Genomic DNA, 23,772 nt, shown 5'->3' on the forward strand with positions numbered 1-23,772 from the left:
CAGCTGCAGCTCTACCTGCAGCAGCTTCAGGAGGGTTTCTGCACGCGTGCGCAGGTTGTTGATCTCCAGCAGCTCCTGCTTATCTTTTAGCTCGCTGTTCAGGTTAGAGGAAACAAAATGCACCAGGAAGGCGGCATTTTCTATATTCTTAAGTATTACGCTGGCTTCTGAAGGCAGGTTGGGCGACAGCTGTATGATTTGTCCTGCCAGGTCTTTAATGGAAGAAATGTAGGCGTCAAATTCTGCATCGTTCTCTCCTACATCATCATGCAATATGGTAATGTTGGCTTTAAAATAAGGATCTTCTGTAGTGATAGCATCTATCTTAAAACGTTTGCGCCCCTGTATAATAATAGTGGTGCCGCCGTCCGGCATTTTTATAAGCTTCACAATTTTAGCTACGGTACCTACGCTGGCCAGGTCTGCAATAATAGGATCTTCTACCGTACTGTCTTTTTGCGCTACCACACCAATCAATTTGTCAGTCCGGTAAGCATCATTCACTGCTTTTATGGATTTGTCCCGGCCCACGGTAATAGGGAGCACCACACCGGGAAACAGCACTGTATTTCTTAATGGTAATATGGAAAGTTCTTCTGGTATTTTATCGTCTTCCTGGCCGTCTACATCCTCATTCAAGGGAATAATAGGCATAAACTCCATTTCCTCTTCCGGGTTAGCTAAATAAAATCTATTCATCGCAATAGTTTAAGTCCGTGTGAAGGTAGACAATTTGTCAGCCGCAAACCGTATTACCTTCTTTTTTTAATGTTACACCATAGTGTTCAACTATAATGCCACATAAAAAACCCCGGAAGTTATTCCGGGGCTTTATTGATTTGCTTACAACATTACAAAATTACAGCGTAACGCCTACGCCCAGCTGAATGGACTGGTTTTTCCAGTTGCTGGTGTTGGCTACATCGCCGGCATTTTTCACATCGGTAAAGCCAATGATGTAACGGGCGCTGATGTTTACAATGGGCAGTTGTACCCATAAACCTGCTACGCCGGCAACATCGCCGCCTTTAAACGCATCCTTGGTTCCCTGCAGTGCGTCTTTGCCGCTTAACAGTGCACTGAACTGGGGGCCTACCTGCAGTTTTAAACGGGGCGTTCCCAGGTTAAAGTTAGCCAGGATGGGAATGCTCAGATAATTCAGGCTGATCTTCTTGTTGTTGTTATCCGGATCGTTCAGGTTATCCGTGTTGTAGATCTCACTGAAATTATCTGTAGTTTTTGTTTTGGTGGAGGAAAAGATCAACTCACCCTGTACGCCAAAACCTTTTACCAGGTTAAGCTGCGCAAACCCGCCCAAATGGTAGCCCAGCTTAAATCCGTCGTTATAGCCGGTTCCATCGATCTTACCGAGATTGGCGCCACCTTTAATACCAAAGCGTAATAACCGGTCCTGTGCATGGGCGGTAGAAAATGACAAAGCAGTAATACCTAATACTGCTACCGCAAGAATCAGTTTTTTCATGTGCAGTTGTTTTGATTTGATCGTGTTTTTCTGTGATATTGGCCTTTGCTTAATAGACGGAATCCGTTTACCTATCCCCTACCTAGCATTGTTGTTTCTTATATAGCAAAATCTGTGCTATGTTTCTTAAACATTCATAAACTGCACAAAACACAATAAGTAATAAGATAATTTGTTAAAATTCAAAACTTACTTTAGCGGTAAAGTAGCTCATAATGCTGGTGTCCTCACCCTGCAGCGGTTTAAATACAGTGTAGGCAGGCGCCAGGGTAAAGTGGCCTATGATATAGGAAGCGTTCAGGGTTATATCTGCCGCACGCGGCTCAAAGCCGGTATGCGCCTCGGACTCCAGGGGCTGGCCGGCGGCGTTCTTTTTACTGTGCTTAATATCATGCGCTATTTTGGCGGAGCGGGATATGTACTGGAACGCCTTCATGTTGCTGTAGTAATGCGCCGTGCCCAGGATTAAGCCTGCAGAAGGCGTTATCAGCAGTACATCGTCGAATTTCAGCACATCTATAAAAATAAAGGGATGGCGCAGGGCCAGTATCATGTTAAAATCCCTGCCGGTTTCCGTACTGGTAACTTCATTGCGTATACGAATGGGTAAGCGGCCTATTTGCCGGAAAGACACCGCGGTAGCGGTTTCGCGGCCCCAGCCAAAATCAAGGCTGATGCCCGGTTGCAGCCACCAGCCGCGGTAGTAGAAGTAGGCAAACAGCTCGTTCTTTATTGGCGTGGCAGGTACATCGCTGGAGTCTGCAAAAAAGTAGCGGGTATAGGAAATACCGGCCAGGAACTTACGGCTTTTCGTATAGTCATAGCCGGCAGAAAGGTCCCACTCAAACCACGGCGTTTTTTCTGCGTTGGCCAGGTAATAGCCGCTCATTGAGCCAAAGAAACCGGACCTGTGATAGTAAGCAACGGAGGGGGATATAAACGGCTTCATTACAATGGGCCGCTCAAAATTAGCGGTTTTACTGCCATAGGCAGGATTGTTACCATAACCCACGCTTACCAGCACATTGTTCTTCTGCTCCTTCCGGAGCAGGGAATCGAGCTGGCGTTCCAGCTCTGCCAATGATTGTGACTGCCCCGCCGCCATGCGGCTGCAACAAAACAGATATAGAAAAATAATGCACCCGTGCTTCCACATGTGAGCTTAATTATACCCTGTGCAAGATAGCTTTTTCCGGGATATTATTCCGATGAATCAGGCAAGCTCTATAAGTGTAATTTCCGGCAGTATGCCCACGCGGCCGGGGTACCCTAAAAAGCCATAACCGCGGTTTACATACAGGCGCTGTACGCCCTGCTTATACAAACCGGCCCATTCCTTATAAAAATACTGGGCAGGGCTCCATTTAACGCCGGGTATTTCCACGCCAAACTGCATGCCGTGCGTATGGCCGGCCAGCATCAGGTCTATATCCGGGTACTCGGGGCGTACCTGGGCATCCCAGTGGGTAGGATCATGGGAGAGTAATATTTTAAAGGGAATATGGGCGCTGCCTTCATAGGCTTTTTTCAGGTCGCCGTACTTGGGAAAGCGGCTCATGGCGCTCCAGTTCTCAATGCCCAGCAGGGCTATCTGCTGGCCATCGCGCTCCAGCACTACATGCTCGTTCATAAGCAGGCGCCAGCCCAGCTCTCCGTGTACCTGCTTCAGGCGTTCCAGGTTCTCTGCGCGCTGCTTGCTGTAGCCGCTTTCGTCCCGGTCCGGCCAGGGGTAGTAGTCGCCGTAATCATGGTTGCCCAAGGTGGAATATACGCCCATAGGCGCTTTTATGCGGTTAAACACATCCATGTAGTCATTCATTTCCAGGGCGCGGTCGTTCACCAGGTCGCCGGTAAACAGCACCAGGTCGGCCTGCTGGGCATTAATCATCTCTACCCCTTTTATTACCGCCTCCTTATTATTAAAGCTGCCGGAGTGAATGTCGGAGATCTGTATTATACGCAGCCCTTTAAAAGCCGGGGGCAGGTTTTTAAAGGCCAGCTTTACCTTATGCAGGCGGTAATTATATTTATTGGAGAAGCCGTAGGTAAGGGTGGCAAACAGGCCGCCGCCCATGAGCAGCCCCATTTTAGTAAGAAACTGGGAGCGGGATATGCCGGTGCCTGCCTCACCGGGAACAGGCGCCGGGCGGTTGCCGAACCGCTGTATGAGCCATACAATGCCGCGGCGTACATCATCGGCCAGCAGGAACACCACTGCCAGCAGCTTGGCCATTACCAGGCCTATGAGCACGGCCAGCACATAGGAGCGCACAATGGGCTTCCAGTCGTGCCAGCGCAGGTAAGGCAACAGTATTATGGTAGCAATACAGGCAATGGACACCAGCCAGTAGGCGCCGTATACAAGGCCGCGGATGCGGGGGGCCGAGCTGTTCATGATGGCCCTTATACCCATAAAAACGTAAATGTCCAGACAAACGATCAATAATATAAGCACAACCGAATTAAGTCCTGAGCGCATGGTAGTAGTAAAGTTATATATGTCAAACTGATGTAGACGATTAGCGATCCGCCATATTGTATGCCCTATCAAAAATGTTGCTACAATTGCGGTCGCCAGCCTGGCTTCCCTGTAAAAGGCTCATTTCCACCCTATTAACACCAAAGTCCACCAATTTTTGTGAATAAATAAATAAACCGGCACCACGTATATTAGCCTAATCGTTGTATTTTTGTCACATTCGGGATGTTGTGTCCTTACTGAACCATTCATTCTAAAGCAGTTAGCCAATGCAATTTACTTATTATGGCCACTCTTGTTTTTCAGTAACGATCAAAGGTAAAAAGATACTTTTTGATCCCTTTATTACTTACAACGAGCTGGCTAAAGCCGTAAATGTGAACGGGATAGTGGCGGATTACATTTTTGTTTCCCATGGGCATGACGATCATGTGGCTGACCTGCTAAACCTGGCGCGGCGTACCGGCGCTACTGTGGTGGGCAGCTATGAGCTGGCTACCTGGGCAGGTAAGCAGGGCATTGAAAAAACACATCCCATGAATACGGGCGGCAAATGGCAGTTTGACTTTGGCACGGTAAAATGCGTAGTGGCCCACCACTCCAGCGGCCTGCCGGACGGTTCTTACGGCGGCAATCCCCTGGGATTTATTTTTATTACGGAAGACGGCAACTTTTACTATAGCGGCGATACGGCCCTTACCTTTGATATGGAGCTGGTGCCCCGTTTTGCTAAATTAGATTTTGCAGTGCTGCCTATTGGCGATAATTTTACCATGGGCGTGGAAGACGCCATTATTGCAGCGGAGTTTATAGAATGCAAGCGTATTGTAGGCGTGCACTATGATACCTTTGGATATATAAAGATTGATAAGGATAAAGCTAAACAGGCTTTTTCAGATGCGGGGCTGGAGCTGCTGCTGCCGGCCATTAACAGTACAATTGAAATGTAGCTGTAAGCTTTGGGCTATAAAAAACACAACATTAACAGCTAACAGCCAAAAGCTAAACGCTTATTTATTATCCTATTATCCTATAACTAACCTAAGAACATTCAAATCAGAAAATGGCAAGAATAATCGCAATAGCCAATCAAAAAGGGGGCGTGGGTAAAACTACCAGCGCTATTAACCTGGCCAGCAGCCTGGCGGTGCTTGAATTTAAAACCCTGCTGGTAGATGCAGACCCGCAGGCAAACAGCACAACCGGGTTAGGGTTTGACCTGCGTAACATACAGCAAAGCCTGTATGATTGCATGGTGAACGATGTACAGGCCAAAGACGTGGTGCTGGAGTCAGATACGCCTAACCTGAAGGTGCTGCCTGCGCATATTGACCTGGTAGGTGCGGAGCTGGAGCTGATTAACCACCCTAACCGCGAGCAGGTGATGAAGCAGGTGATAGATGCAGTAAAGCAGGATTATGACTTTGTGATTGTAGACTGCTCCCCTTCCCTGGGCCTGATTACGGTGAACGCCCTGGTAGCTTCCGACTCCGTGATCATACCCGTACAGTGCGAGTTTTTTGCGCTGGAAGGTTTGGGCAAGTTGCTGAATACCATTAAAATTGTACAAAGCAGGCTGAATACGTCGCTGGAAATTGAAGGCATTCTGATGACCATGTACGATGGCCGCCTGCGCCTGAGTAACCAGGTGGTGGATGAGGTGAAGCAGCACTTTGAAGAAAGCGTGTTTAACACCATTATTCACCGCAACACCAAACTGGGTGAAGCTCCCAGCTTCGGCAAATCCGTAATCATGTATGATGCCGCCAGCACGGGTGCTATTAACTACCTGAACCTGGCCAAAGAAATACTGCAAAAGAACAATTACACGAAAATTAACCTTGAAGATAAAATCCTAGCCATAAACGATGACCAATCCGAGTAAGAAAGAGGCGTTGGGAAAAGGCATCCGCTCGCTGCTGCAAAACATTGATACTGATCTGAAACAAACTACCAGTGCCCTGGGAGATAAAGTGGTGGCTGCCGCTACCGGTATAGAGCGCATTCCGCTGGATCAGATAGAAGTGAACCCAAAGCAGCCGCGGCGTGATTTTGACGAGCAGGCATTACAGGAATTGAGCCATTCCATTAAGCTGCACGATGTAATACAGCCCATTACCGTAGCCAAAGCCGGTAAAAAGTACCAGCTGATAGCCGGCGAAAGGCGTTTACGCGCCAGCAGAATGGCAGGGTTAAAAGATATTCCCGCTTATATACGGCAGGCCAATGACCAGGAGCTGCTGGAGCTGGCCCTGCTGGAAAACCTGCAAAGGGAAAACCTGAACGCCATAGAAATTGGCCTCAGCTACAAACGCCTTATGGACGAATGCACCTTTACACAGGAGCAGGTAGCCGACCGCATGGGCAAGGAAAGAAGCACCGTTACCAATTACATACGCCTGCTGAAGCTGCCTCCTGACATCCAGGTGGCGGTGCGCAATGCGCAGATCAGCATGGGCCATGCCCGCGCCTTGATTGGCGTGGAGAACGTGGAAAAGCAGCTGTATATTTTTAACGAGATCATTAAAAACGGCCTTTCCGTACGCCAGGCAGAAGAGCTGGTGAGAAAGGTGAACCATATTGAAAAAGGAACTGTTAAAAAACCAATAAAAAATTCCCTTCCACCGGCTTATCAAAAAATAGAAGATAACTTAGCCTCTCATTTTGCAACAAAGGTATCGCTGGACAGAAGCAAAGCGGGTAAAGGCAGTATCACTATTGAATTTTACTCCGATGAGGAACTGGACAGCATACTGGAAAAAATAGACTTATACGGTGGCAAAAAATAAGGCAACGCATATTTTTCACTACGTATCGTGCCGTTTCCTCTTATTGCTGTTTATAGCCGGCTGCGCCTGCAGGCCGCTGTACGCACAGGATACCATTATACCCAACGCTAATATCATTAAACCGGATTCTACGCAGCGGCCCGCTGCCAGGAAAGATTCGGTAATTGTAACCGGTTTGTTCAAAAATCCCCACAGTCCCCGTAAAGCTGCCTTTTTCTCTGCCGTGGTGCCGGGTTTGGGCCAGGCCTATAACCGGGAGTACTGGAAAATACCTTTGGTATATGCTGCTATGGGCATATCGGCCGGTTTCTTTGTCGGCAATTTCAACTATTATAAAGATTACCGCGATGCCTACCGCATTCGCATGGATGGTAACGCCAATACCCACGATAAATATGAGGGCATTTACAATAATGCCGAGTCCCTGAAAGTATTGCGCGACGCCTACCGGCAGTATGTCGACTACTCCGTGCTGGTGTTTGTGCTGGCCTATGGCCTGAATATTATAGATGCTACTGTTTTTGCGCACCTGCGCGACTGGAATATGTCGGACGACCTGAGCATGCGCATAACACCGGCAGTGCTGGACAACCGCGCGCTTGGCCTGAGCCTGAAAATAGACCTGGGTAAAGTGAGAGGGAAGAATAAGGCAGGCTGGGTGCTGGGACGCTGAAGAATTAATAATGAAGAATGAATAATTAATAATAAAGGTGGGGATGAAGATAGTGGATGATGAGGAAAGAGAGAGGATAATGAAAGAGCCGGAAGATGAAGGGGCAGGAAGATGAAGAAAGAGGATAAAGGAATTGAAAAAAGAAAGTAACCAGTTATTATAGATCAGATTATGAAAATAGCACTTATCGGATACGGTAAAATGGGAAAGGCCATAGAAGCCATTGCAACAGCAAAAGGACATACTGTTATTCATCGCATAGACGTGAACAGTATGCACCTGCTGGAAAAAGAGCACCTGCAGCAGGCAGATGTAGCCATCGAGTTTACCACTCCCGAAACTGCTTACAACAACATACTTAAATGCTTTGACGCCAATGTACCGGTAGTATGCGGTACCACCGGCTGGCTGGATAAGCTGCCGGATGTAAAGGCATACTGCCTGGAAAAACACCAGGGGTTCCTGTATGCCAGCAACTTTAGCATAGGCGTAAATATATTTTTTGAGCTGAACAAGCGCCTGGCCGAGCTAATGGCCACGCAGCCCCAGTACAACGTAAGAATGGAGGAAACCCACCATACCCAGAAGAAAGATGCGCCCAGCGGCACGGCCATAACCCTGGCAGAGCAGGTGCTGGACAAGCTGGAACGCAAAACCAGCTGGGTAAACAGGGAAAGCCGGCAGCCGGAAGAGCTGTCTATCATCAGCAAACGGGAAGATCCTGCCCCCGGCACCCACAACATTACCTATACTTCCGCTATTGACGATATAAGCATTACCCATACGGCCCACTCCAGGGAAGGTTTTGCGGCCGGCGCTGTAATAGCAGCAGAGTGGCTGGACGGCAAAAAAGGCATCTTTACGATGAAAGATGTGCTTAGCCTTTAAACTTCAAACTTTTGGATATATTTGCCAGCAATTCACACACTGCGGTGGAATGCAAATCGTTCGTATATGCTTTCGAAAAAAACACAATATGCCTTTCATGCCTTGATTCACCTGGCAGAGAATATGGATAAGGGTCCTATACTTATTTCAGAGATAGCCCAGGAAAAGAACATTTCTATCAAGTTCCTGGAAAACATATTGCTGGAGCTGAAGAATGCCGGCATACTGGGCAGCAAAAAAGGCAAAGGCGGCGGGTATTACCTGATGCGCCCTCCCAAGGAAATAGCGCTGGCCCGTATTATCCGGCTGCTGGACGGCCCCATAGCGCTGCTGCCCTGTGTAAGCCTGAACTACTACGAACGCTGCGAAACCTGCAAGAATGAAGCTATTTGCGGGCTGAATGAAGTGATGTCAAAAGTGCGCGATGCCACACTTAAGCTACTGGAAAACAAAACGTTAAAAGATATTCTAACGCGCGATGCATAAAAAAAGCTGCCGGCTCCGGCGGCTTTTTTTATGCCCGTCAGGCGCCAGGCCCTCCCGCTACCCATTGCTATATGCCGTACAGCCCTATACAGGCGTTCCCGCCGGGAGCTGCCGCTTTTTACGGCTGGTAGCAATATCTTACCGGCTCATAGCAGCTTCTCCAGTTCATTGCCCTGTGCTTATATACCCGTTAATAGCTTTCGCAGGTGTCAGTAAGCGTTTGCAGCCAACTCTCCGCCGTCCCTTCCCCCTCTCCTATAGCGGCTTTTAGAACCGCGTGCATAAATTCTTAATTATTTTCTCCCTATTATCCTATAGTTTTTATAGGATTTATGTATTTTTGTTATAGTTAAGGAAGTACATGACAGACATTAAAACCGCATTGGCAGGACTGTCTGAAACAGCTGCCATCCAATATCTTACAGAACAATTTCCCGGAGCTGTGGCCTTTTCCACCTCCTTTGGGCAGGAAGACCAGGTACTGGCAGATATGATCTGGCGTAACAAGCTACCGGTACGGGTGTTTACGCTGGACACCGGCCGCCTGTTCCAGGAAACCTATGAGCTGATGGACCTTACCCGCGCCCGCTACAAACAGCCTTTTGAAACCTATTTCCCGGAAACAGCCGCCGTAGAAAAACTGGTGGCGGAAAAAGGCTTTAACAGCTTTTACGACTCCGTGGAAAACCGCAAGGAATGCTGTTACATCCGTAAGGTAGTGCCGCTGAACCGCGCTTTGCAGGGCGTAAAGGTATGGATCACCGGCCTGCGCGCCGAGCAGTCTGAAAACCGCCAGGCGCTGGAAGCGCTGGAATGGGACGAAGCCCGCGGGTTGTACAAATTCAATCCCCTGGTGAGCTGGACCTATGAAGAAATGCTGGCTTACCTGGACAAATACAATGTGCCCTATAACAAACTGCATAACCAGGGCTTTATAAGCATTGGCTGCGCCCCCTGTACCCGGGCCATTGAGCCGGGCGAGCATCCCAGGGCCGGCCGCTGGTGGTGGGAGCAATCGAAGAAAGAGTGCGGCTTGCATGGCTGATCCCCGAAGGCGGTGCCAGGCAGGTGTAATAAGTGGGAAATGTGCGGCAGTGTTAATAATTTAGCGTAATAATAGGTGGGCAAATGGCTTGTACAATGCCCGGTTAAACAATAAAGTGTCTTATAAAAGTGAATAATTAGAACAGCGTGTCAGGCGTATTAATTCTTAATTATTCATTATTAATTATAACGAATGTGATATGAGTAATCATCAAATAAACTGGGAGTTTCCGCAGGCATTGGAAGATGAAGCCATTTATATTCTCCGTGAAACCGCTGCGCAGTTTGAAAGACCGGCCATCCTGTTTTCCGGTGGCAAAGATTCCATTACTATTGTGCGCCTGGCGCAGAAGGCATTTTATCCCGGTAAAATACCTTTTCCGCTGCTGCATGTAGATACGGGGCACAACTTTCCGGAAACCATTGCGTTCCGCGATAAGCTGGTAGCTTCCCTGGGAGTAGAGCTGGTGGTACGTTATGTGCAGGACAGCATTAACCAGGGCAAGGTACAGGAAGAAACCGGCAAGTATGCCAGCCGCAACGCCCTGCAAACCGTTACCTTGCTGGACGCCATTGAAGAAATGAAATTCGACGCCTGCATTGGCGGCGCCCGCCGCGATGAGGAAAAAGCCCGCGCCAAAGAACGCATCTTTTCCGTACGCGACGAATTTGGACAATGGAATGCCAAAATGCAGCGCCCCGAGCTGTTTGATATGCTGAACGGTAAAATTCATATAGGCGAAGGCGTAAGAGTGTTCCCCATCTCCAACTGGACAGAGCTGGATGTGTGGAACTACATCCGCCGCGAAAAGCTGGAAATTCCTTCCATTTACTTTTCACATGAAAGGGAAATTATTGAGCGCGACGGCATGTACTGGCCCTACTCTCCTTTCCTGAACACTACGGAAGAAGAAGTGCCCTTTAAACAAAAAGTACGCTTCCGTACTGTAGGCGATATGACCTGCACAGCTGCAGTACTATCCGACGCAGACAAGCTGGAGGATATTATATCCGAAATACTGGAAGCTAAAATATCCGAAAGAGGTGCGCGTATGGATGATAAGCGCTCCGAAGCCGCTATGGAAAAACGCAAGCAGGCAGGGTATTTTTAATGTGCAGATATGCAGATATGCAAATGTGCAGATGAAGGATGATTATACTGCATACAGTAGTCCGGCTGCGGGCCGGCAAAAGGAAACTTAAATTCTTAAAACTAAAATCGTAACTCTAATGGAGGTTTTACGGATAACCACTTCCGGCAGCGTGGATGATGGTAAAAGCACCCTGATAGGCCGTTTATTATATGATACCAACTCTATCCCCCAGGATAAGCTGGAAGCGCTGCACGCCGCCAGCAAGCGCAAGGGGCTGGACTTCACCGACCTGTCGCTTTTAACAGACGGGCTGGTGGCTGAACGTGAGCAGGGCATTACCATTGATGTAGCGCACATTTACTTTTCTACCCCCACCCGTAAATATATTATTGCCGATACGCCCGGCCACGTGGAATATACCCGTAACATGGTTACCGGCGCATCAAATGCGCAGGTATCGCTGATACTGATAGACGCCCGCAAAGGCATTGTGGAGCAAACCTACCGCCACTTTTTTATTGCCAACCTGCTGCGTATTCCGCACCTGGTGGTATGTATCAATAAAATGGACCTGGTGAGTTATGACCAGGAACGCTTTAACCAGATTGTAACAGACTTTCAGCAGCTGCTGGATAATGCCGCCTTTAAAGACCAGGTGGTAAGCTTTATTCCGATCTCCTCCCTGTATGGCGAGAACCTGGCGGCACGCTCCGAAAAATTAAGCTGGTATAAAGGCGCATCTTTACTGGAGTGCCTGGAGCAGATCACCTTTGACCATGGCGACAGCAACCACCCGGCACGTTTCCCGGTGCAGTATGTTATACGGCCTAAAACCGAAGCCTACCACGACTTCCGCGGTTTTGCAGGCAAGGTGGCCAGCGGCCATTTTAATGTGGGCGACGAAGTAATATCCCTGCCCTCTATGCAAACCAGCCGCATTAAAACCATTGAGCAGTTTGAAACACAGCTTGCTACTGCCAATGCCCGGGAAAGCGTGGTAATTACCCTGGAAGATGAAATAGACACCAGCCGTGGCAACATGCTGGCCAAACCCGGCCAGGCGCCCGCTGCGCTGAAAGAGATCAGCGCACAGGTATGCTGGATGGACCAGGCAAAGCTGGTGCCGGGTAAAACCTACCTGCTGCAGCACGGCATTAACCGTGTTAAAGCAAAGGTACAGGGCATACAGCACGTGATTGAAGTAACCACCAACCGCACCCTGGACGATAAAAAGGAATTAGGCCTTAACGATATAGGTAAAATTACCCTTAAAACCGCACAGCCTATTTTTGCAGATCCTTACCATGTAAATCCCGCCAATGGGGCATTTATATTGGTAGATGAGTTTAGCAATGCTACGGTAGCAGTAGGGTTTGTGGAGTAATTGTCAATTACGAATTACGAATGATGGCGGTGTGTTTTAGGATGCAGTGCCCGCCAGGAGATAAACAGTAATTATATTTTGTGGGTGCTGTGCGGGGGTATTGCAAGCGATAGTGTGGTGTAAGTAATATTCGTGATTAGTGGATTGATGTGGATGAAATAAGTCAGAAGGTTTGTAATGTTTGTATAAAAAGGTTGTATCGTTATTGATACAACCTTTTGCTTTTATAGCATTGTAACTTTTATAGTAGCTGGAATATGCTTTAGCACCAAGTTGCATAGCGTGGCTTTAAAATAGCCCACCGCCATCATTCGTAATTCGTAATTGACAATTCGTAATTACCTGAAGTACCTGTCAAATTCCGAATCCAGCTGAAAATACTGCACGCCCCAGCTTTTCAGGCGGGCTATGTCGCGGCGTGCAGCTATATAGGGCCGTGACCGGCCGCGGTAAGTTGCCCAGTTTACCACACCTACCACCATTATTCCCTGGGCCTGCGCCCACTTCACATCATCTTCCGCCATGGTATGCACATCCCCGAACAGGTAATAGAAATCCGGCTGATAGCCCGGCTTCTGGATATTTACCTCCAGCTGCTGCCGGGTGCAGCTAAGCTTTACCTTCCCGGTAAAATAGCCGGTAGACTCGTCGGCGCCTATCATCAGCGCGTCTTTATCCAGCTGGTATTGCTGCAAAAGGTCTACCACCTGCCTAAGCAGCAGGGTATCACCGCTCGTGATCTTATTATCCAGCATTACCTGTATATGGCCGCTGGCTGCTGCCAGCGCATCTTCGAGGCGCAGCACCTGGCTGCCCCTGGGGGTGCGCAGCTCCCGGATCTCTTCCCAGGTCATAGCGCTTACCGGTTTATCTACCCCGTAATAACGTTTGAAATTATTGTCGTGGTTAATAATCAATACACTGTCTTTGGTAAGGCGCAGGTCCATTTCTATCATCCAGTAGCCGCGGGCTATCGCATCCTGCAGGGCTGCCATGCTGTTTTCTGCATTGGTGCTGTCAACCACTCCACCCCGGTGCGCTATCAGGAAATAACGGCCAAAGCCTTTGCTCGGATGGCTTTGCTGGCCAAGGCCGGTATGGGCCAGCAAACAAAAAAATAACGCCAGAAAGAAGTCCCCCTTTTTGTATTTCATAAATGTGCCCACAGATTTCAAATGATAAAATAGCAAGAATAGCATATTCATCAAAATGAAAATTTTATTAATATTATACAATGAGAAGGTTTATTACAAGTTTTCTTTTGCTATTAATGCCAGGCGGCGTATATGCCCAACAGACGGCGCCAGGCACGGCTGAAGCCCTGCGTAATAGTTCTGCTGTTTACGCGCGGCTGGCAGTCCGGCATTAGAATGTTGAATAGGAGAAATATTTCAACAACAACAGCGCCCGCCATTTGTTCAATAGCCAGTTCCCCATCAGGGATATGTTACAACAGGCCGCTCTCCCGCTTTTCCCCATTGCTTTTTACAGGATAAAGATAAAAGAAAAAGGCAGGTTACCATATGTATGGCGGCTTGCGGCATGAGAGGTATGGGCACACGGGCGCAAAATGAAAGATGGTTATTACAACGGCAGCGGCCTGTCAGGCAGGTATAACCACCGGCAGGTGGTACCGGCCGCCGGGTGCAGGAGGTGGAGCATCCTGCGCGCACTATACTGCGGCCAGGGTTCTAAAGGGTCCCGTGCTTAAAACGCCGGGATAATGCAGCTTACAGGTTTTTGAACATATCCGTTACCATCTTTGGCAGGTCATACTCCGGCCGCCAGCCCCAGTCTTTCCGCGCCTGCGCATCATCAATGCTTTTAGGCCAGCCGTCAGCTATCTGCTGGCGGTAATCAGACTCGTAATGCATGGTAAAACCGGGGATATGCTTTGTAATTTCTGCAGCAATTTCTTTGGGCGAAAAGCTCATGGCGCCCAGGTTGTAGGAAGAACGTACGGATATTTTCGACTGCGGAGCCTCCATAAGCTCTATGGTAGCGCGGATGGCATCCGGCATGTACATCATGGGCAGGTAGGTATTTTCGGAAAGAAAGCAGGTGTATTTTTTTTCTTCCAGCGCTTCATGAAAAATTTCAACGGCATAATCCGTAGTGCCGCCGCCGGGAGCTGATTTATAGCTGATAAGGCCCGGGTAGCGCAGGCTTCTTACATCCACCCCATAACGGTGATGGTAGTACTCGCACCAGCGTTCGCCGGCAAACTTGCTGATGCCGTAAATGGTGGTAGGTTCAATAATGGTATGCTGTGGCGTTGTTTCCTTGGGCGAGTTGGGGCCAAATACGGCAATGGAGCTGGGCCAGTACACTTTATCCACCCCTTCTTCCTTGGCAATATCCAGCACATTCAGCAGGCTTTGCATGTTGATATGCCAGGCCAGCAAAGGATTTTTTTCACCGGTAGCAGAAAGGATGGCGGCCAGCAGGTACACCTGCGTAATGTTATGGCGGATCACCAGCACATGCAGCATTTCCTTGTTCATAACATCCAGCGAAACATAGGGGCCGCTGCCTTTCAGCAGCTCATGCTCTTCCCGCAGGTCGGAAGCCACCACGTTGGCGCCACCATATATTTTACGCAAAGCCAGCGTAAGCTCCACGCCTATTTGCCCGCAGGCGCCTATTACCAGTATTTTATCCTTTTTCATGTTTGATTTTGCTCCGTAATATTAATGGCTTACCAGAATATTCAGCACATAGCAGCACCGCACATGACAATGATTCAACAATCTGCAGCCTGCATCATCACTATAACCTGTGATGATGATTAGCCGTTTACAATATTATGACAATTTAAACATTTAGGGGATTCCGTACCTTTATGCCCTCAAATTAAAATGCAGATGAACCACCTGAAATCTTTATTCAAAGAGCAATATAATCCCGACAATTTTTTCCTGGTAGCCGGCCCTTGTGTAGTTGAAAATGAGCATCTTTTAATGACCGTGGCTGAAAAAGTTTCCGGCATTTGCAAGCGCCTGCACATTCCCTACATATTTAAAGCATCGTACCGCAAGGCCAACCGCACCAGCATTCATTCCTTTACCGGTATGGGTGATGTGGAAGGGCTGGAGCTGCTGCAAAAAACCGGGCAGGCCTTTAACCTGCCGGTAACATCCGACATACATTCCGCTGCCGAAGCCGCCATGGCCGCCGCTTATGTAGATGTGCTGCAGATACCCGCCTTCCTGTGCCGGCAAACCGATATTCTGCTGGCAGCCGCAGAAACCGGTAAGGTAGTAAATGTAAAAAAGGGGCAGTTTGTAAGCGGCGAAGCCATGAAATTTGCCGTAGAAAAAATAAAGCAGGCCGGCAATAACCAGGTAATACTTACAGAGCGGGGCACCACTTTTGGCTACCAGGACCTGGTGGTAGACTACCGCAACATTCCTATTATGCGCGGGCATGGGGTGCCGGTGGTAATGGACTGCACCCACTCCCTGCAGCAGCCCAACCAAACCAGCGGTGTTACCGGCGGCAATCCCAAGCTGATTGGCACCATTGCCAAAGCAGCAATAGCCACAGGGGCCGACGGCTTGTTCATTGAAACCCATCCCGATCCTTCCAAAGCTTTGTCTGACGGGGCCAATATGCTGCGCCTTGACCTGCTGGAAGAACTGCTGGAACAGCTGGTTCGTATAAGGGAGGCCGTGAGGGAAAAAGTAACCGCTTCCTGATTACTAATCTGCTGATTTTTTATTAAATTCATACTACACTAAAACAATTCCATCATGATCCGTTTACATGACGTTAAAATAGGTGATACCGTGTTAGTATCGTATGAAGGAGAACTGCTGGAAGGCAAAGTGCTGGAGGTGAATCATGAGAATAAACAGGTTTGCCTGCTAACCCATGAAGAGCAGGAATTCTGGTACCCGTTGGGCGATCTGTATGAAATTCCGCTGGATGAAACACAGCTGCTGAAGCTGAAGTTCCAGAAAGATGAATCAGCCACTTCCGCCAACCGCTATACATCGGTATATGTGCGCGGGCCTTTTACAGTACAACTGTATAAGGAAGATGGCCAGGAAATGACCCGCCTGGATTACCGGGATGAGCACCGCGAAATCAAAGGGCCGATTACCGTGAACCAGCTGCAAAACCATTATTATGGCATGACCAAAGTGCATCTTGAATAGTAAGCGGAAAGCTGAAAGCATAAAGCTGATTGCCTTGTAAACGAAGCTTAACGCAACATAAAGCAAAAACGCTGATTACCTTAACATGTAAGTTAATCAGCGTTTTGCATTTTTATAACGCGTTAAGCTTACTGCTTTCCACAATTACTTCAGCCGCACGGTATCTACTGCAGTAACCTGTCCCAGGCTAACAGTTACCCCTTCTTTAATCATGGTGCTTAATGTAGTATCTGAAGGAATAAAATGCAGTGCATAGGTACCGGCATCAATACCTTTGATGAGATAATTGCCATGGTCGGTATAAGTGCTGGCTACTGTATCTGCGCCATTAATGGCCAGTATAGCGGTGGTAATGCTGTCCGGCGCTACTACTCCCTTAATGGTGCCGCCCTGGGCCTGCATAAAGCCGCGGATCACAGGTTTCAGCATATACTTGCCGGCAGCGCCAGCTTCGTGTATGGATTTGGCCACGTCAAAATCCAGCACCAGCTTATACAATACATCTGCGCTTACTGTGGAGTTCAGCTTCAGCTTTACACCGGATGACTGCCCGCTGGGCGTTTGCAGTAAAATGGAATCGCCATCATTGGTTACCACATAATTGTCGTCGCCCAGCACCAGGCGTATCTCCTTAATAGTGCCGGTGTTAATGTAGGCATCTGCCAGCACGGTGTCTTTGTCATTCACCAGTGTAAGCAGGTTGTAACGGCCTTTTCTAAAGCCGGCCAGCGATTGCCAGCCATCGTCATCACTATCGGTGTAGTTAATGTTTACGTCCTGTACGTCAATGTACACGGCCTTGAAATCTCCCGGGCCATCGGTAAGCGCTACCTGCAAATGCGATTTGCCACTGGTGTCTTCATTTTTGGAACAGGCTGAAAGCCAAAGAATGCCAGCCATTGCCATTGTGCCGGCGAGTAGATTTTTCAATGAAATGTTCATCATATTAGGTTTGGTTAGACTAAACATACCCTCCTTTCAGGGGGCATATGAACATTGGATGGGCCTTTTGCCTGATAGTTTAACCAACACATTATTTTTTTTTATTCACAATAAACCCATTATAAGCACAAAACGCTGATTACCATTACCGGCGACCAGCGTTTTTACCTCAAACATTTTTAATTCAATAGCTGTTTTCAGCGCACCTCCTCCATTTTCCACTTTATGTTGCACCCCACACTGGGTTTTTGCAGGGGGCTTACCGGCTGTCCTTCGAGCAGGGCGGTTAATGCGGCGCGCACATCCTTGCCGTTCAGGGGCTGGTCGTTGCCGGGGCGGGCGTCATCCAGCTGGCCGCGGTATACCAGGCACAGGTCTTTATCATATATAAAAAAATCCGGGGTACAGGCGGCCTGGTAGGCATGGGCGGTTTCCTGGCTTTCATCGTACAGGTAGGGAAAGGGATAGCCCAGCTCCAGCGCTACTTCGCGCATGTGCGCCGGCCCGTCTTCGGGGTATTGCTGCGCATCATTGGCGCTAATGGCCAGGAAACGGATGTCTTTATGAATGTACTCGTTGGCAAGCCTTACCAGCTCAGGCTGTACATACCGTACAAACGGGCAATGATTGCAAATGAACATAATAACGGTGCCAACAGTGGGGGGCAGCTGCTTCAGCTGTAGCCATTTACCAGAAACCACATCCAGCAGGTTAAAGTCCGGGGCAGGCGTTCCTAACGGAACCATGTGTGAAGGTGTGCGGGCCATGACTACTATGTTTTAGCGGTTAAAAAGGGGATCAGTGCAGCAGCACAACCTGCCGGTAATATAGGCTATAAATATCTTAACGGGTTGCGACGTGCATTAAGGATGTAGTTCTTCATGTTTACCCAAAAAGCCAGGATCATGTAAATAATAACAGGCGATCCCATAGTAAGGAAAGACGCATAAATGAAAAACAGGCGGATGCGGGAGGTGGCTACCCCCAGCTTGTCACCAATGGCGGCACATACGCCAAAGGCCTGCCATTCCACGAAATCCTTAAAACGCTTCATGAAACCAAATTTATTAAAATCCGGTGTGAAAAACAAAGAATGTGGAGGGGTGGCGGCGCTGCTATAAACTATAACGTGATTTATAATAAGTTAAGAAAAACATATGTATTACACTCCGTTGTAAACTGAGCAGTATCGAGCGTGATCTATTTTAAAAACTTCCTGATTTTAGTTAATTTCGCGGTGCAATTTTTAACCGCTCTTAAATATTTATTTCTCATGGTGTTTGATATTGACATGATTAAAAAAGTGTATGCGGCACTACCGGGTAAAGTGGAAGCTACCCGTAAGATGCTAGGCCGGCCGCTTACACTGGCAGAAAAGATCTTATATGCTCACCTGTACGCACCTACTACTACACCTTATGAAAGGGGCAAATCCTATGTGGAGTTTGCACCGGACCGTGTAGCCATGCAGGATGCGACCGCCCAGATGGCCCTGTTACAGTTTATGACCTGCGGGCGCGATAAAGTAGCGGTTCCCTCCACAGTACACTGTGACCATCTTATACAAGCCAAAGTAGGCGCTGAGCAGGATCTGGCCACTGCAATAGACACCAATAAAGAAGTTTACGAATTCCTCTCCTCCATTTCCAATAAATACGGTATCGGTTTCTGGAAGCCCGGCGCAGGCATTATTCACCAGGTAGTGCTGGAAAATTATGCATTCCCCGGCGGTATGATGATTGGTACCGACTCCCACACTCCTAATGCAGGCGGTTTGGGTATGTTAGCCATTGGCGTGGGCGGCGCAGATGCGGTAGACGTAATGGCCGGCCTGCCCTGGGAGCTGAAAATGCCCAAGCTGATAGGCGTAAAGCTTACCGGCAAAATGAGCGGCTGGACCTCTGCAAAAGATGTAATACTGCGTGTAGCCGGCATACTTACTGTTAAAGGCGGCACCGGCGCTATTGTAGAATATTTCGGCGAAGGCGCCGACAGCCTGAGCGCTACCGGTAAAGCCACTATCTGCAACATGGGTGCGGAAATAGGCGCTACCTGCTCCGTATTTGCATATGATGATAAAATGTCGGCTTACCTGAAAGGTACCGGCCGTGCCGAAGTAGCCTCCCTGGCCGACGGCGTTAAAGCGCACCTGCGCCCCGACCCGGAAGTATATGAAAGCGCGGACAAGCACTACGACCAGGTGATAGAAATTAACCTGAGCGAGCTGGAACCCTATGTAAACGGTCCTTTTACACCGGACCTGGCATGGCCCATCTCTAAATTTGCGCAGGCGGTGAAGGAAAACAACTGGCCCGAAAAGCTGGAAGTAGCCCTGATAGGCTCCTGCACCAACTCCTCCTACGAAGATATTACCCGTTCTGCTTCCCTGGCCAAACAAGCCATTGACAAGAACCTGGAGGTAAAATCCGAATTTACCATCACCCCTGGTTCTGAACAGGTACGTTACACCATTGAAAGGGATGGCCTGCTGAATACCTTTGACCAGATAGGCGGCGTAGTGCTGGCAAATGCCTGCGGCCCCTGTATCGGGCAATGGGCCCGTCATATTGACGACCCTAACCGCAAGAACTCCATCATTACCTCTTTTAACCGCAACTTCGCCAAACGTAATGACGGTCTTGCATCTACCCACGCATTTGTAGCTTCTCCTGAAATAGTAACCGCCCTGGCCATTGCCGGCAGCCTTACCTTTAACCCGCTGACCGATAAGCTGAAAAGCAAAGACGGTAAGGAAGTAATGCTGGATGAACCCACCGGTTACGAAATGCCGCCCAAAGGCTTTGCCGTGGAAGATGCCGGTTACCAGGCCCCTGCCGCCGACGGCAGCGGCGTACAGGTGATCGTATCTCCTGCCAGCGACCGTTTACAGCTGCTGGAGCCGTTTGCGGCATGGGAGGGCACTGACCTGAAAGGACTGAAGCTGCTGATAAAGGCAAAAGGTAAATGTACCACCGACCATATTTCCATGGCCGGCCCCTGGTTAAAATACCGCGGTCACCTGGACAATATTTCCAACAACATGCTGATTGGCGCAGTAAATGCCTTTAACGATAAAACAGATACTGTTAAGAATGAGCTGACCGGCGAATACGGTTCCGTACCTGCTACCCAACGCGCTTACAAAGCCGCCGGCATTGGATCGGTAGTAGTAGGCGACGAAAACTACGGGGAAGGTTCCAGCCGCGAGCACGCTGCCATGGAGCCCCGCCACCTGGGCGTACGCGCCATACTGGTAAAATCATTCGCACGCATACACGAAACCAACCTGAAAAAACAGGGTATGCTGGCGCTCACCTTTGCCGATAAGGATGATTACGATAAGATACAGGAAGACGATACGTTTGATATTGTTGGCCTGACCGACTTTACGCCGGGCAAATCGCTTACCGTAATTGCCCACCACAAAGACGGCAGCAGCCATACCATGAGCGTAAACCACACCTATAACGAACAGCAGATAGAGTGGTTTAAAGCCGGCGGCGCGCTGAATGTGATCCGCTCACAATTCGCAGCTGCCGTTTAATTAATAATGAAGAATTAAGAATTAATAATAAAAAAGGGCGTTGGTGCTTTAAAGTACCGGCGCCCTTTTTTTAATTAGTTAAAAGGCGCTGACGTCTTGAAACACCGGTGCGCTCTATAGCACACTGCGCCGGTTATTATTAATTCTTAATTCTTCATTATTAATTGATCTCAATAACCTCCAGGCGCTGGATGTTGCCGGCATTCAGCTCAAAACGCAGCAGCGTTTTTACCTTATGCCAGCCCTGCTGCCCGCAGGCGCCGGGGTTCATATGCAGCAGCTGCAGGGCAGGATCGGGCATTACCTTTAATATGTGGGAGTGGCCGCAAACAAACAGCTTCGGCTGGTGAACCAGCAGCTGCGCCTTTACACCGGGGGCGTATTTGCCGGGGTAGCCGCCTATATGTATCATAAACACCTTTACGCCTTCCACCTCAAAATGCGCCTGCTCGGGGTAACGTATACGAATATCCGCGCCATCAATATTGCCATACACGGCCCGGAAGGGCTTAAAGGCCTCCAGCTCGTTGGCCAGGCCGGTATTGCCAATATCCCCCGCGTGCCATATCTCATCAACCCCCTCAAAATGTTTAAATACCTGCGGATGCAGATAGCTGTGCGTATCTGATAAAAGCCCAATTTTTTTCATGTACCGGTAAAGTTTAGGATGCATTTCCACCGTACAATTATGCCGTACAATGCAACCGGGTGTAAATGTAAGAAAACGCTTATTTTACATACCTGTTAACTGACATTCATGCATTCAAATACCGATATTACCGGCCGGCTGCTGATCTGCTGCCCCGACCGTCCCGGCATTGTGGCCGGTGTTTCCCAGTTCCTGTATGCACAGGGCGCCAATATACTGGACGCCAGCCAGCACAGCACCGATCCATGGGAAGGCCTGTTTTTTATGCGCATGGTATTTCACCTGCAAAATACTGCTATGAGCCCCGAGCAGCTGGAGGCCGGTTTCCGGGAAAAGGTGGCGCAGCCCCGGCAAATGGAATGGCGTATAGATTATACAGACCGCCGCAAACGCATGGCCATTATGGTTTCCAAATACGACCATTGCATGATGGACCTGCTATGGCGGTGGCGCAGCGGCGAGCTGAATGTGGAAATACCGCTGATCATCTCTAACCACAAAGACCTGCAAAAGCTGGCAGCCGGCTTTGACATTCCCTTTCATTACCTGCCGGTAGACGCCCTGAATAAGGCACAGCAGGAGCAGCAGGCCATTGCCCTGCTGCAGCAACAGCAAACAGATTTTATAGTGCTGGCCCGGTACATGCAGATACTGTCGCCGGGCTTTGTAAAGGAATTTCCGGGCCGCATTATTAACATACACCACTCCTTTTTGCCGGCCTTTGCCGGCGCCCGCCCTTACCTGAACGCTTATACCCGCGGCGTAAAGCTCATAGGCGCCACTGCGCACTATGTTACCGACGACCTGGATGAAGGCCCCATTATTGAGCAGGATGTGGCCCGCGTGAGCCATAAGCATGCTGTAGACGACCTGGTAATGCTTGGCCGCGATATTGAGCGGCAGGTGCTTACCCGGGCGGTAAAAGCCCATGTAGAGGACAGGGTGATCATACACGGCAACAAAACCATTGTATTCTGAATACTATTAAAAAGTAAAAGGTCAAAAGCGCGGCATATGCCTGCTTTTGACCTTTTATACAGGTTAAGGTTTGCGGCGCTTAATCCATATTGCTTTTTACATACTTGCCCAATGCCTTGCCGGCATCTGCATATGCTTCAGAAATACGTACACCGGTATCAAAGTCGTACCCGCCAAATACGCGGCCCTGGGCTTTATCAACCGATATTTTTGCAATAGGCTGGTCGGGGTTGGCAGTTTCCACAATCCATACTTCGCCGTCCATGGAAGCATTTTTACGCCATACGCCTACGTTAAAACCAGGCTCAATAAATTTAGTTTTAAAGATCAGCGTGTACTTCGCGCTTTTGTTGTGCACGGCCTTTAAGCCGCTGTACTCATTAAACAGCTCTGCAAATTTGGGCTCGTAACGGGCTTCACGGTCGTCTTTCCAGGCTTTGGCCCAGGTATCGCCCCGGCCAGCCTCTTTGGCATTGTACTCTTCTGTTTTCTTACGGATGTAATCATCCTCATTGTCAAACTTCCCTACTTTCAGATCATCGTAGGTAAACTCCGTGTTAATCTCTGTTTGTCCCTTTAATGCAGACAGGCTGCCTGCTGTGAGCTTTAGTTTTTGCGCACTTGCCGGTGCGGCCAGGGCGGCTACCAGTAGCGTAGCTGCCAGTGTTGGGATTAATTTCATTTTACTGGGGGTTTAAATTTAAGTAGCAAATATATACTAACTTTAATAGGATGAGCAGGATGTGGGAAACTTTATATGGCTACCTGGATGCAAAATGCGCTACCATAACAGACCTGCTGCCGGCTGTTGCCGAAAAGGCCCGCCCCGATGATGTGCATAAGCTGCGCACTTCCATTAAGCGCATCCGCGCCTGCGGGCAGCTTGCAAAACACTTCAAAGGCTTTAAAGGTAAGCGTTACGCCAACGTGCTGAAAATATTACAGCATGCAGCCGGCGCCCTGCGCGATATACAGCTGCAGCAGGACAGCCTGCAGCAGTACACCCGGCAAAACCCTCAATATAAATTCTTTACCACGCTGCTGGAAGACCGCCACATACAGGCTAAGGCCCAGGCACAGGACACCGCCCGCTCCTTCCCTGATGCCTTTATTAAAAAGCTGCGCCAACAGCCGGCGCAGCTGCCGCATGTTTCACATAAGGAGCTTAGCGAACATTTA

25 protein-coding genes are annotated in these 23,772 nt (G+C 49.0%); 14 read left to right on the forward strand and 11 right to left on the reverse strand.

Annotated features, from left to right (window positions below; genetic code table 11):
* From VFS25_RS11885 to VFS25_RS11900, 4 genes are all read right to left on the reverse strand, one after another.
* Window positions 1-699 (reverse strand): LON peptidase substrate-binding domain-containing protein (locus tag VFS25_RS11885; protein ID WP_326462365.1); only part of this gene is annotated, 699 nt, incomplete at its 3' end.
* 160 nt (window positions 700-859) lie between these two features.
* Entirely contained in the window at window positions 860-1,483 is a 624-nt protein-coding gene (locus VFS25_RS11890) for a porin family protein (RefSeq protein ID WP_326462366.1), read from the reverse strand.
* A gap of 175 nt (window positions 1,484-1,658) precedes the next feature.
* Window positions 1,659-2,588, reverse strand: a complete 930-nt coding sequence (locus tag VFS25_RS11895; RefSeq protein ID WP_326462367.1) for a hypothetical protein — start codon at window positions 2,586-2,588, stop codon at window positions 1,659-1,661.
* Between the two features lie 108 nt (window positions 2,589-2,696).
* Window positions 2,697-3,878, reverse strand: coding sequence for a metallophosphoesterase (locus tag VFS25_RS11900; RefSeq protein WP_326462368.1), 1,182 nt, complete (start codon window positions 3,876-3,878; stop codon window positions 2,697-2,699).
* Between the two features lie 353 nt (window positions 3,879-4,231).
* On the opposite strand from VFS25_RS11900, the gene VFS25_RS11905 reads away from it, so the two are divergent.
* From VFS25_RS11905 to VFS25_RS11945, 9 genes are all read left to right on the forward strand, one after another.
* Complete coding sequence (locus VFS25_RS11905; protein WP_326462369.1) at window positions 4,232-4,912, forward strand: metal-dependent hydrolase; 681 nt, start codon at window positions 4,232-4,234, stop codon at window positions 4,910-4,912.
* A 113-nt stretch (window positions 4,913-5,025) separates the two neighbouring features.
* Window positions 5,026-5,847 (forward strand): AAA family ATPase, encoded by an 822-nt coding sequence (locus tag VFS25_RS11910; protein ID WP_326462370.1) that lies wholly within the window; start codon window positions 5,026-5,028, stop codon window positions 5,845-5,847.
* Complete coding sequence (locus VFS25_RS11915) at window positions 5,831-6,751, forward strand: ParB/RepB/Spo0J family partition protein (RefSeq protein WP_326462371.1); 921 nt, start codon at window positions 5,831-5,833, stop codon at window positions 6,749-6,751. The genes VFS25_RS11910 and VFS25_RS11915 overlap by 17 nt, the downstream gene beginning before the upstream one ends.
* Window positions 6,738-7,424, forward strand: a complete 687-nt coding sequence (locus VFS25_RS11920; protein WP_326462372.1) for a DUF5683 domain-containing protein — start codon at window positions 6,738-6,740, stop codon at window positions 7,422-7,424. Before VFS25_RS11915 ends, VFS25_RS11920 begins: the two co-directional genes overlap by 14 nt.
* Before the next feature lie 171 nt (window positions 7,425-7,595).
* Window positions 7,596-8,312: a 4-hydroxy-tetrahydrodipicolinate reductase gene (dapB, locus tag VFS25_RS11925; RefSeq protein WP_326462373.1), complete on the forward strand. Its 717-nt coding sequence runs from the start codon at window positions 7,596-7,598 to the stop codon at window positions 8,310-8,312.
* 66 nt (window positions 8,313-8,378) lie between these two features.
* Window positions 8,379-8,798, forward strand: coding sequence for an Rrf2 family transcriptional regulator (locus tag VFS25_RS11930; RefSeq protein WP_326462374.1), 420 nt, complete (start codon window positions 8,379-8,381; stop codon window positions 8,796-8,798).
* Between the two features lie 361 nt (window positions 8,799-9,159).
* Complete coding sequence (locus VFS25_RS11935; RefSeq protein ID WP_326462375.1) at window positions 9,160-9,843, forward strand: phosphoadenylyl-sulfate reductase; 684 nt, start codon at window positions 9,160-9,162, stop codon at window positions 9,841-9,843.
* Between the two features lie 199 nt (window positions 9,844-10,042).
* Entirely contained in the window at window positions 10,043-10,954 is a 912-nt protein-coding gene (gene cysD / locus VFS25_RS11940; protein ID WP_326462376.1) for a sulfate adenylyltransferase subunit CysD, read from the forward strand.
* Between the two features lie 118 nt (window positions 10,955-11,072).
* A complete protein-coding gene (locus tag VFS25_RS11945; RefSeq protein WP_326462377.1) occupies window positions 11,073-12,320 on the forward strand; it encodes a sulfate adenylyltransferase subunit 1 in 1,248 nt (415 codons plus the stop codon).
* A 338-nt stretch (window positions 12,321-12,658) separates the two neighbouring features.
* Here VFS25_RS11945 and VFS25_RS11950 read toward each other — a convergent pair whose 3' ends face one another.
* Entirely contained in the window at window positions 12,659-13,474 is an 816-nt protein-coding gene (locus tag VFS25_RS11950) for a glycerophosphodiester phosphodiesterase family protein (protein ID WP_326462378.1), read from the reverse strand.
* 576 nt (window positions 13,475-14,050) lie between these two features.
* Complete coding sequence (locus VFS25_RS11955) at window positions 14,051-14,989, reverse strand: NAD-dependent epimerase/dehydratase family protein (protein WP_326462379.1); 939 nt, start codon at window positions 14,987-14,989, stop codon at window positions 14,051-14,053.
* 195 nt (window positions 14,990-15,184) lie between these two features.
* On the opposite strand from VFS25_RS11955, the gene kdsA reads away from it, so the two are divergent.
* Both kdsA and VFS25_RS11965 read left to right on the forward strand, forming a co-directional pair.
* Complete coding sequence (gene kdsA, locus VFS25_RS11960) at window positions 15,185-16,018, forward strand: 3-deoxy-8-phosphooctulonate synthase (protein ID WP_326462380.1); 834 nt, start codon at window positions 15,185-15,187, stop codon at window positions 16,016-16,018.
* 54 nt (window positions 16,019-16,072) lie between these two features.
* Window positions 16,073-16,480, forward strand: coding sequence for a hypothetical protein (locus VFS25_RS11965; RefSeq protein WP_326462381.1), 408 nt, complete (start codon window positions 16,073-16,075; stop codon window positions 16,478-16,480).
* A 144-nt stretch (window positions 16,481-16,624) separates the two neighbouring features.
* Here VFS25_RS11965 and VFS25_RS11970 read toward each other — a convergent pair whose 3' ends face one another.
* From VFS25_RS11970 to VFS25_RS11980, 3 genes are all read right to left on the reverse strand, one after another.
* Window positions 16,625-17,410 (reverse strand): DUF4382 domain-containing protein, encoded by a 786-nt coding sequence (locus VFS25_RS11970; RefSeq protein ID WP_326462382.1) that lies wholly within the window; start codon window positions 17,408-17,410, stop codon window positions 16,625-16,627.
* 209 nt (window positions 17,411-17,619) lie between these two features.
* Window positions 17,620-18,189, reverse strand: a complete 570-nt coding sequence (locus VFS25_RS11975; RefSeq protein ID WP_326462383.1) for a thioredoxin family protein — start codon at window positions 18,187-18,189, stop codon at window positions 17,620-17,622.
* Window positions 18,190-18,254: 65 nt separating this feature from the next.
* Entirely contained in the window at window positions 18,255-18,476 is a 222-nt protein-coding gene (locus VFS25_RS11980) for a PspC domain-containing protein (RefSeq protein WP_326462384.1), read from the reverse strand.
* A gap of 219 nt (window positions 18,477-18,695) precedes the next feature.
* Here VFS25_RS11980 and VFS25_RS11985 point away from each other — a divergent pair, with 219 nt between their 5' ends.
* On the forward strand, window positions 18,696-20,966 hold the full coding sequence (locus VFS25_RS11985; RefSeq protein WP_326462385.1) for an aconitate hydratase: 2,271 nt from the start codon (window positions 18,696-18,698) through the stop codon (window positions 20,964-20,966).
* Window positions 20,967-21,126: 160 nt separating this feature from the next.
* Here the strand turns inward: VFS25_RS11985 and VFS25_RS11990 are convergent, their stop codons facing one another.
* Window positions 21,127-21,615: a metallophosphoesterase family protein gene (locus tag VFS25_RS11990; RefSeq protein WP_326462386.1), complete on the reverse strand. Its 489-nt coding sequence runs from the start codon at window positions 21,613-21,615 to the stop codon at window positions 21,127-21,129.
* Window positions 21,616-21,723: 108 nt separating this feature from the next.
* Between VFS25_RS11990 and purU the strand changes: the two genes are divergently transcribed.
* Complete coding sequence (gene purU, locus VFS25_RS11995) at window positions 21,724-22,593, forward strand: formyltetrahydrofolate deformylase (RefSeq protein WP_326462387.1); 870 nt, start codon at window positions 21,724-21,726, stop codon at window positions 22,591-22,593.
* 79 nt (window positions 22,594-22,672) lie between these two features.
* Here purU and VFS25_RS12000 read toward each other — a convergent pair whose 3' ends face one another.
* Complete coding sequence (locus VFS25_RS12000; protein WP_326462388.1) at window positions 22,673-23,275, reverse strand: hypothetical protein; 603 nt, start codon at window positions 23,273-23,275, stop codon at window positions 22,673-22,675.
* 50 nt (window positions 23,276-23,325) lie between these two features.
* On the opposite strand from VFS25_RS12000, the gene VFS25_RS12005 reads away from it, so the two are divergent.
* The coding region (locus tag VFS25_RS12005; protein WP_326462389.1) for a CHAD domain-containing protein at window positions 23,326-23,772 on the forward strand (447 nt) is incomplete at its 3' end.

The sequence above is a fragment of the Chitinophaga sp. genome, assembly GCF_035761305.1.
Classification (GTDB): Bacteria; Bacteroidota; Bacteroidia; order Chitinophagales; family Chitinophagaceae; genus Chitinophaga.

What these genes read in the sequence shown, in the direction of transcription:
- VFS25_RS11915 (WP_326462371.1), top strand. Translation starts at nt 5,831, where the DNA reads ATGACCAATCCGAGTAAGAAAGAGGCGTTGGGAAAAGGCATCCGCTCG.
- kdsA (WP_326462380.1), top strand. Translation starts at nt 15,185, where the DNA reads ATGAACCACCTGAAATCTTTATTCAAAGAGCAATATAATCCCGACAAT.
- VFS25_RS11935 (WP_326462375.1), top strand. Translation starts at nt 9,160, where the DNA reads ATGACAGACATTAAAACCGCATTGGCAGGACTGTCTGAAACAGCTGCC.
- VFS25_RS11975 (WP_326462383.1), bottom strand. Translation starts at nt 18,189, where the DNA reads ATGGCCCGCACACCTTCACACATGGTTCCGTTAGGAACGCCTGCCCCG.
- VFS25_RS11955 (WP_326462379.1), bottom strand. Translation starts at nt 14,989, where the DNA reads ATGAAAAAGGATAAAATACTGGTAATAGGCGCCTGCGGGCAAATAGGC.
- VFS25_RS11980 (WP_326462384.1), bottom strand. Translation starts at nt 18,476, where the DNA reads ATGAAGCGTTTTAAGGATTTCGTGGAATGGCAGGCCTTTGGCGTATGT.
- VFS25_RS11910 (WP_326462370.1), top strand. Translation starts at nt 5,026, where the DNA reads ATGGCAAGAATAATCGCAATAGCCAATCAAAAAGGGGGCGTGGGTAAA.
- VFS25_RS11930 (WP_326462374.1), top strand. Translation starts at nt 8,379, where the DNA reads ATGCTTTCGAAAAAAACACAATATGCCTTTCATGCCTTGATTCACCTG.
- VFS25_RS11895 (WP_326462367.1), bottom strand. Translation starts at nt 2,588, where the DNA reads ATGGCGGCGGGGCAGTCACAATCATTGGCAGAGCTGGAACGCCAGCTC.
- purU (WP_326462387.1), top strand. Translation starts at nt 21,724, where the DNA reads ATGCATTCAAATACCGATATTACCGGCCGGCTGCTGATCTGCTGCCCC.
- VFS25_RS11985 (WP_326462385.1), top strand. Translation starts at nt 18,696, where the DNA reads ATGGTGTTTGATATTGACATGATTAAAAAAGTGTATGCGGCACTACCG.
- VFS25_RS11945 (WP_326462377.1), top strand. Translation starts at nt 11,073, where the DNA reads ATGGAGGTTTTACGGATAACCACTTCCGGCAGCGTGGATGATGGTAAA.
- VFS25_RS11990 (WP_326462386.1), bottom strand. Translation starts at nt 21,615, where the DNA reads ATGAAAAAAATTGGGCTTTTATCAGATACGCACAGCTATCTGCATCCG.
- dapB (WP_326462373.1), top strand. Translation starts at nt 7,596, where the DNA reads ATGAAAATAGCACTTATCGGATACGGTAAAATGGGAAAGGCCATAGAA.
- cysD (WP_326462376.1), top strand. Translation starts at nt 10,043, where the DNA reads ATGAGTAATCATCAAATAAACTGGGAGTTTCCGCAGGCATTGGAAGAT.
- VFS25_RS12000 (WP_326462388.1), bottom strand. Translation starts at nt 23,275, where the DNA reads ATGAAATTAATCCCAACACTGGCAGCTACGCTACTGGTAGCCGCCCTG.
- VFS25_RS11900 (WP_326462368.1), bottom strand. Translation starts at nt 3,878, where the DNA reads ATGAACAGCTCGGCCCCCCGCATCCGCGGCCTTGTATACGGCGCCTAC.
- VFS25_RS11965 (WP_326462381.1), top strand. Translation starts at nt 16,073, where the DNA reads ATGATCCGTTTACATGACGTTAAAATAGGTGATACCGTGTTAGTATCG.
- VFS25_RS11950 (WP_326462378.1), bottom strand. Translation starts at nt 13,474, where the DNA reads ATGAAATACAAAAAGGGGGACTTCTTTCTGGCGTTATTTTTTTGTTTG.
- VFS25_RS11905 (WP_326462369.1), top strand. Translation starts at nt 4,232, where the DNA reads ATGCAATTTACTTATTATGGCCACTCTTGTTTTTCAGTAACGATCAAA.
- VFS25_RS11890 (WP_326462366.1), bottom strand. Translation starts at nt 1,483, where the DNA reads ATGAAAAAACTGATTCTTGCGGTAGCAGTATTAGGTATTACTGCTTTG.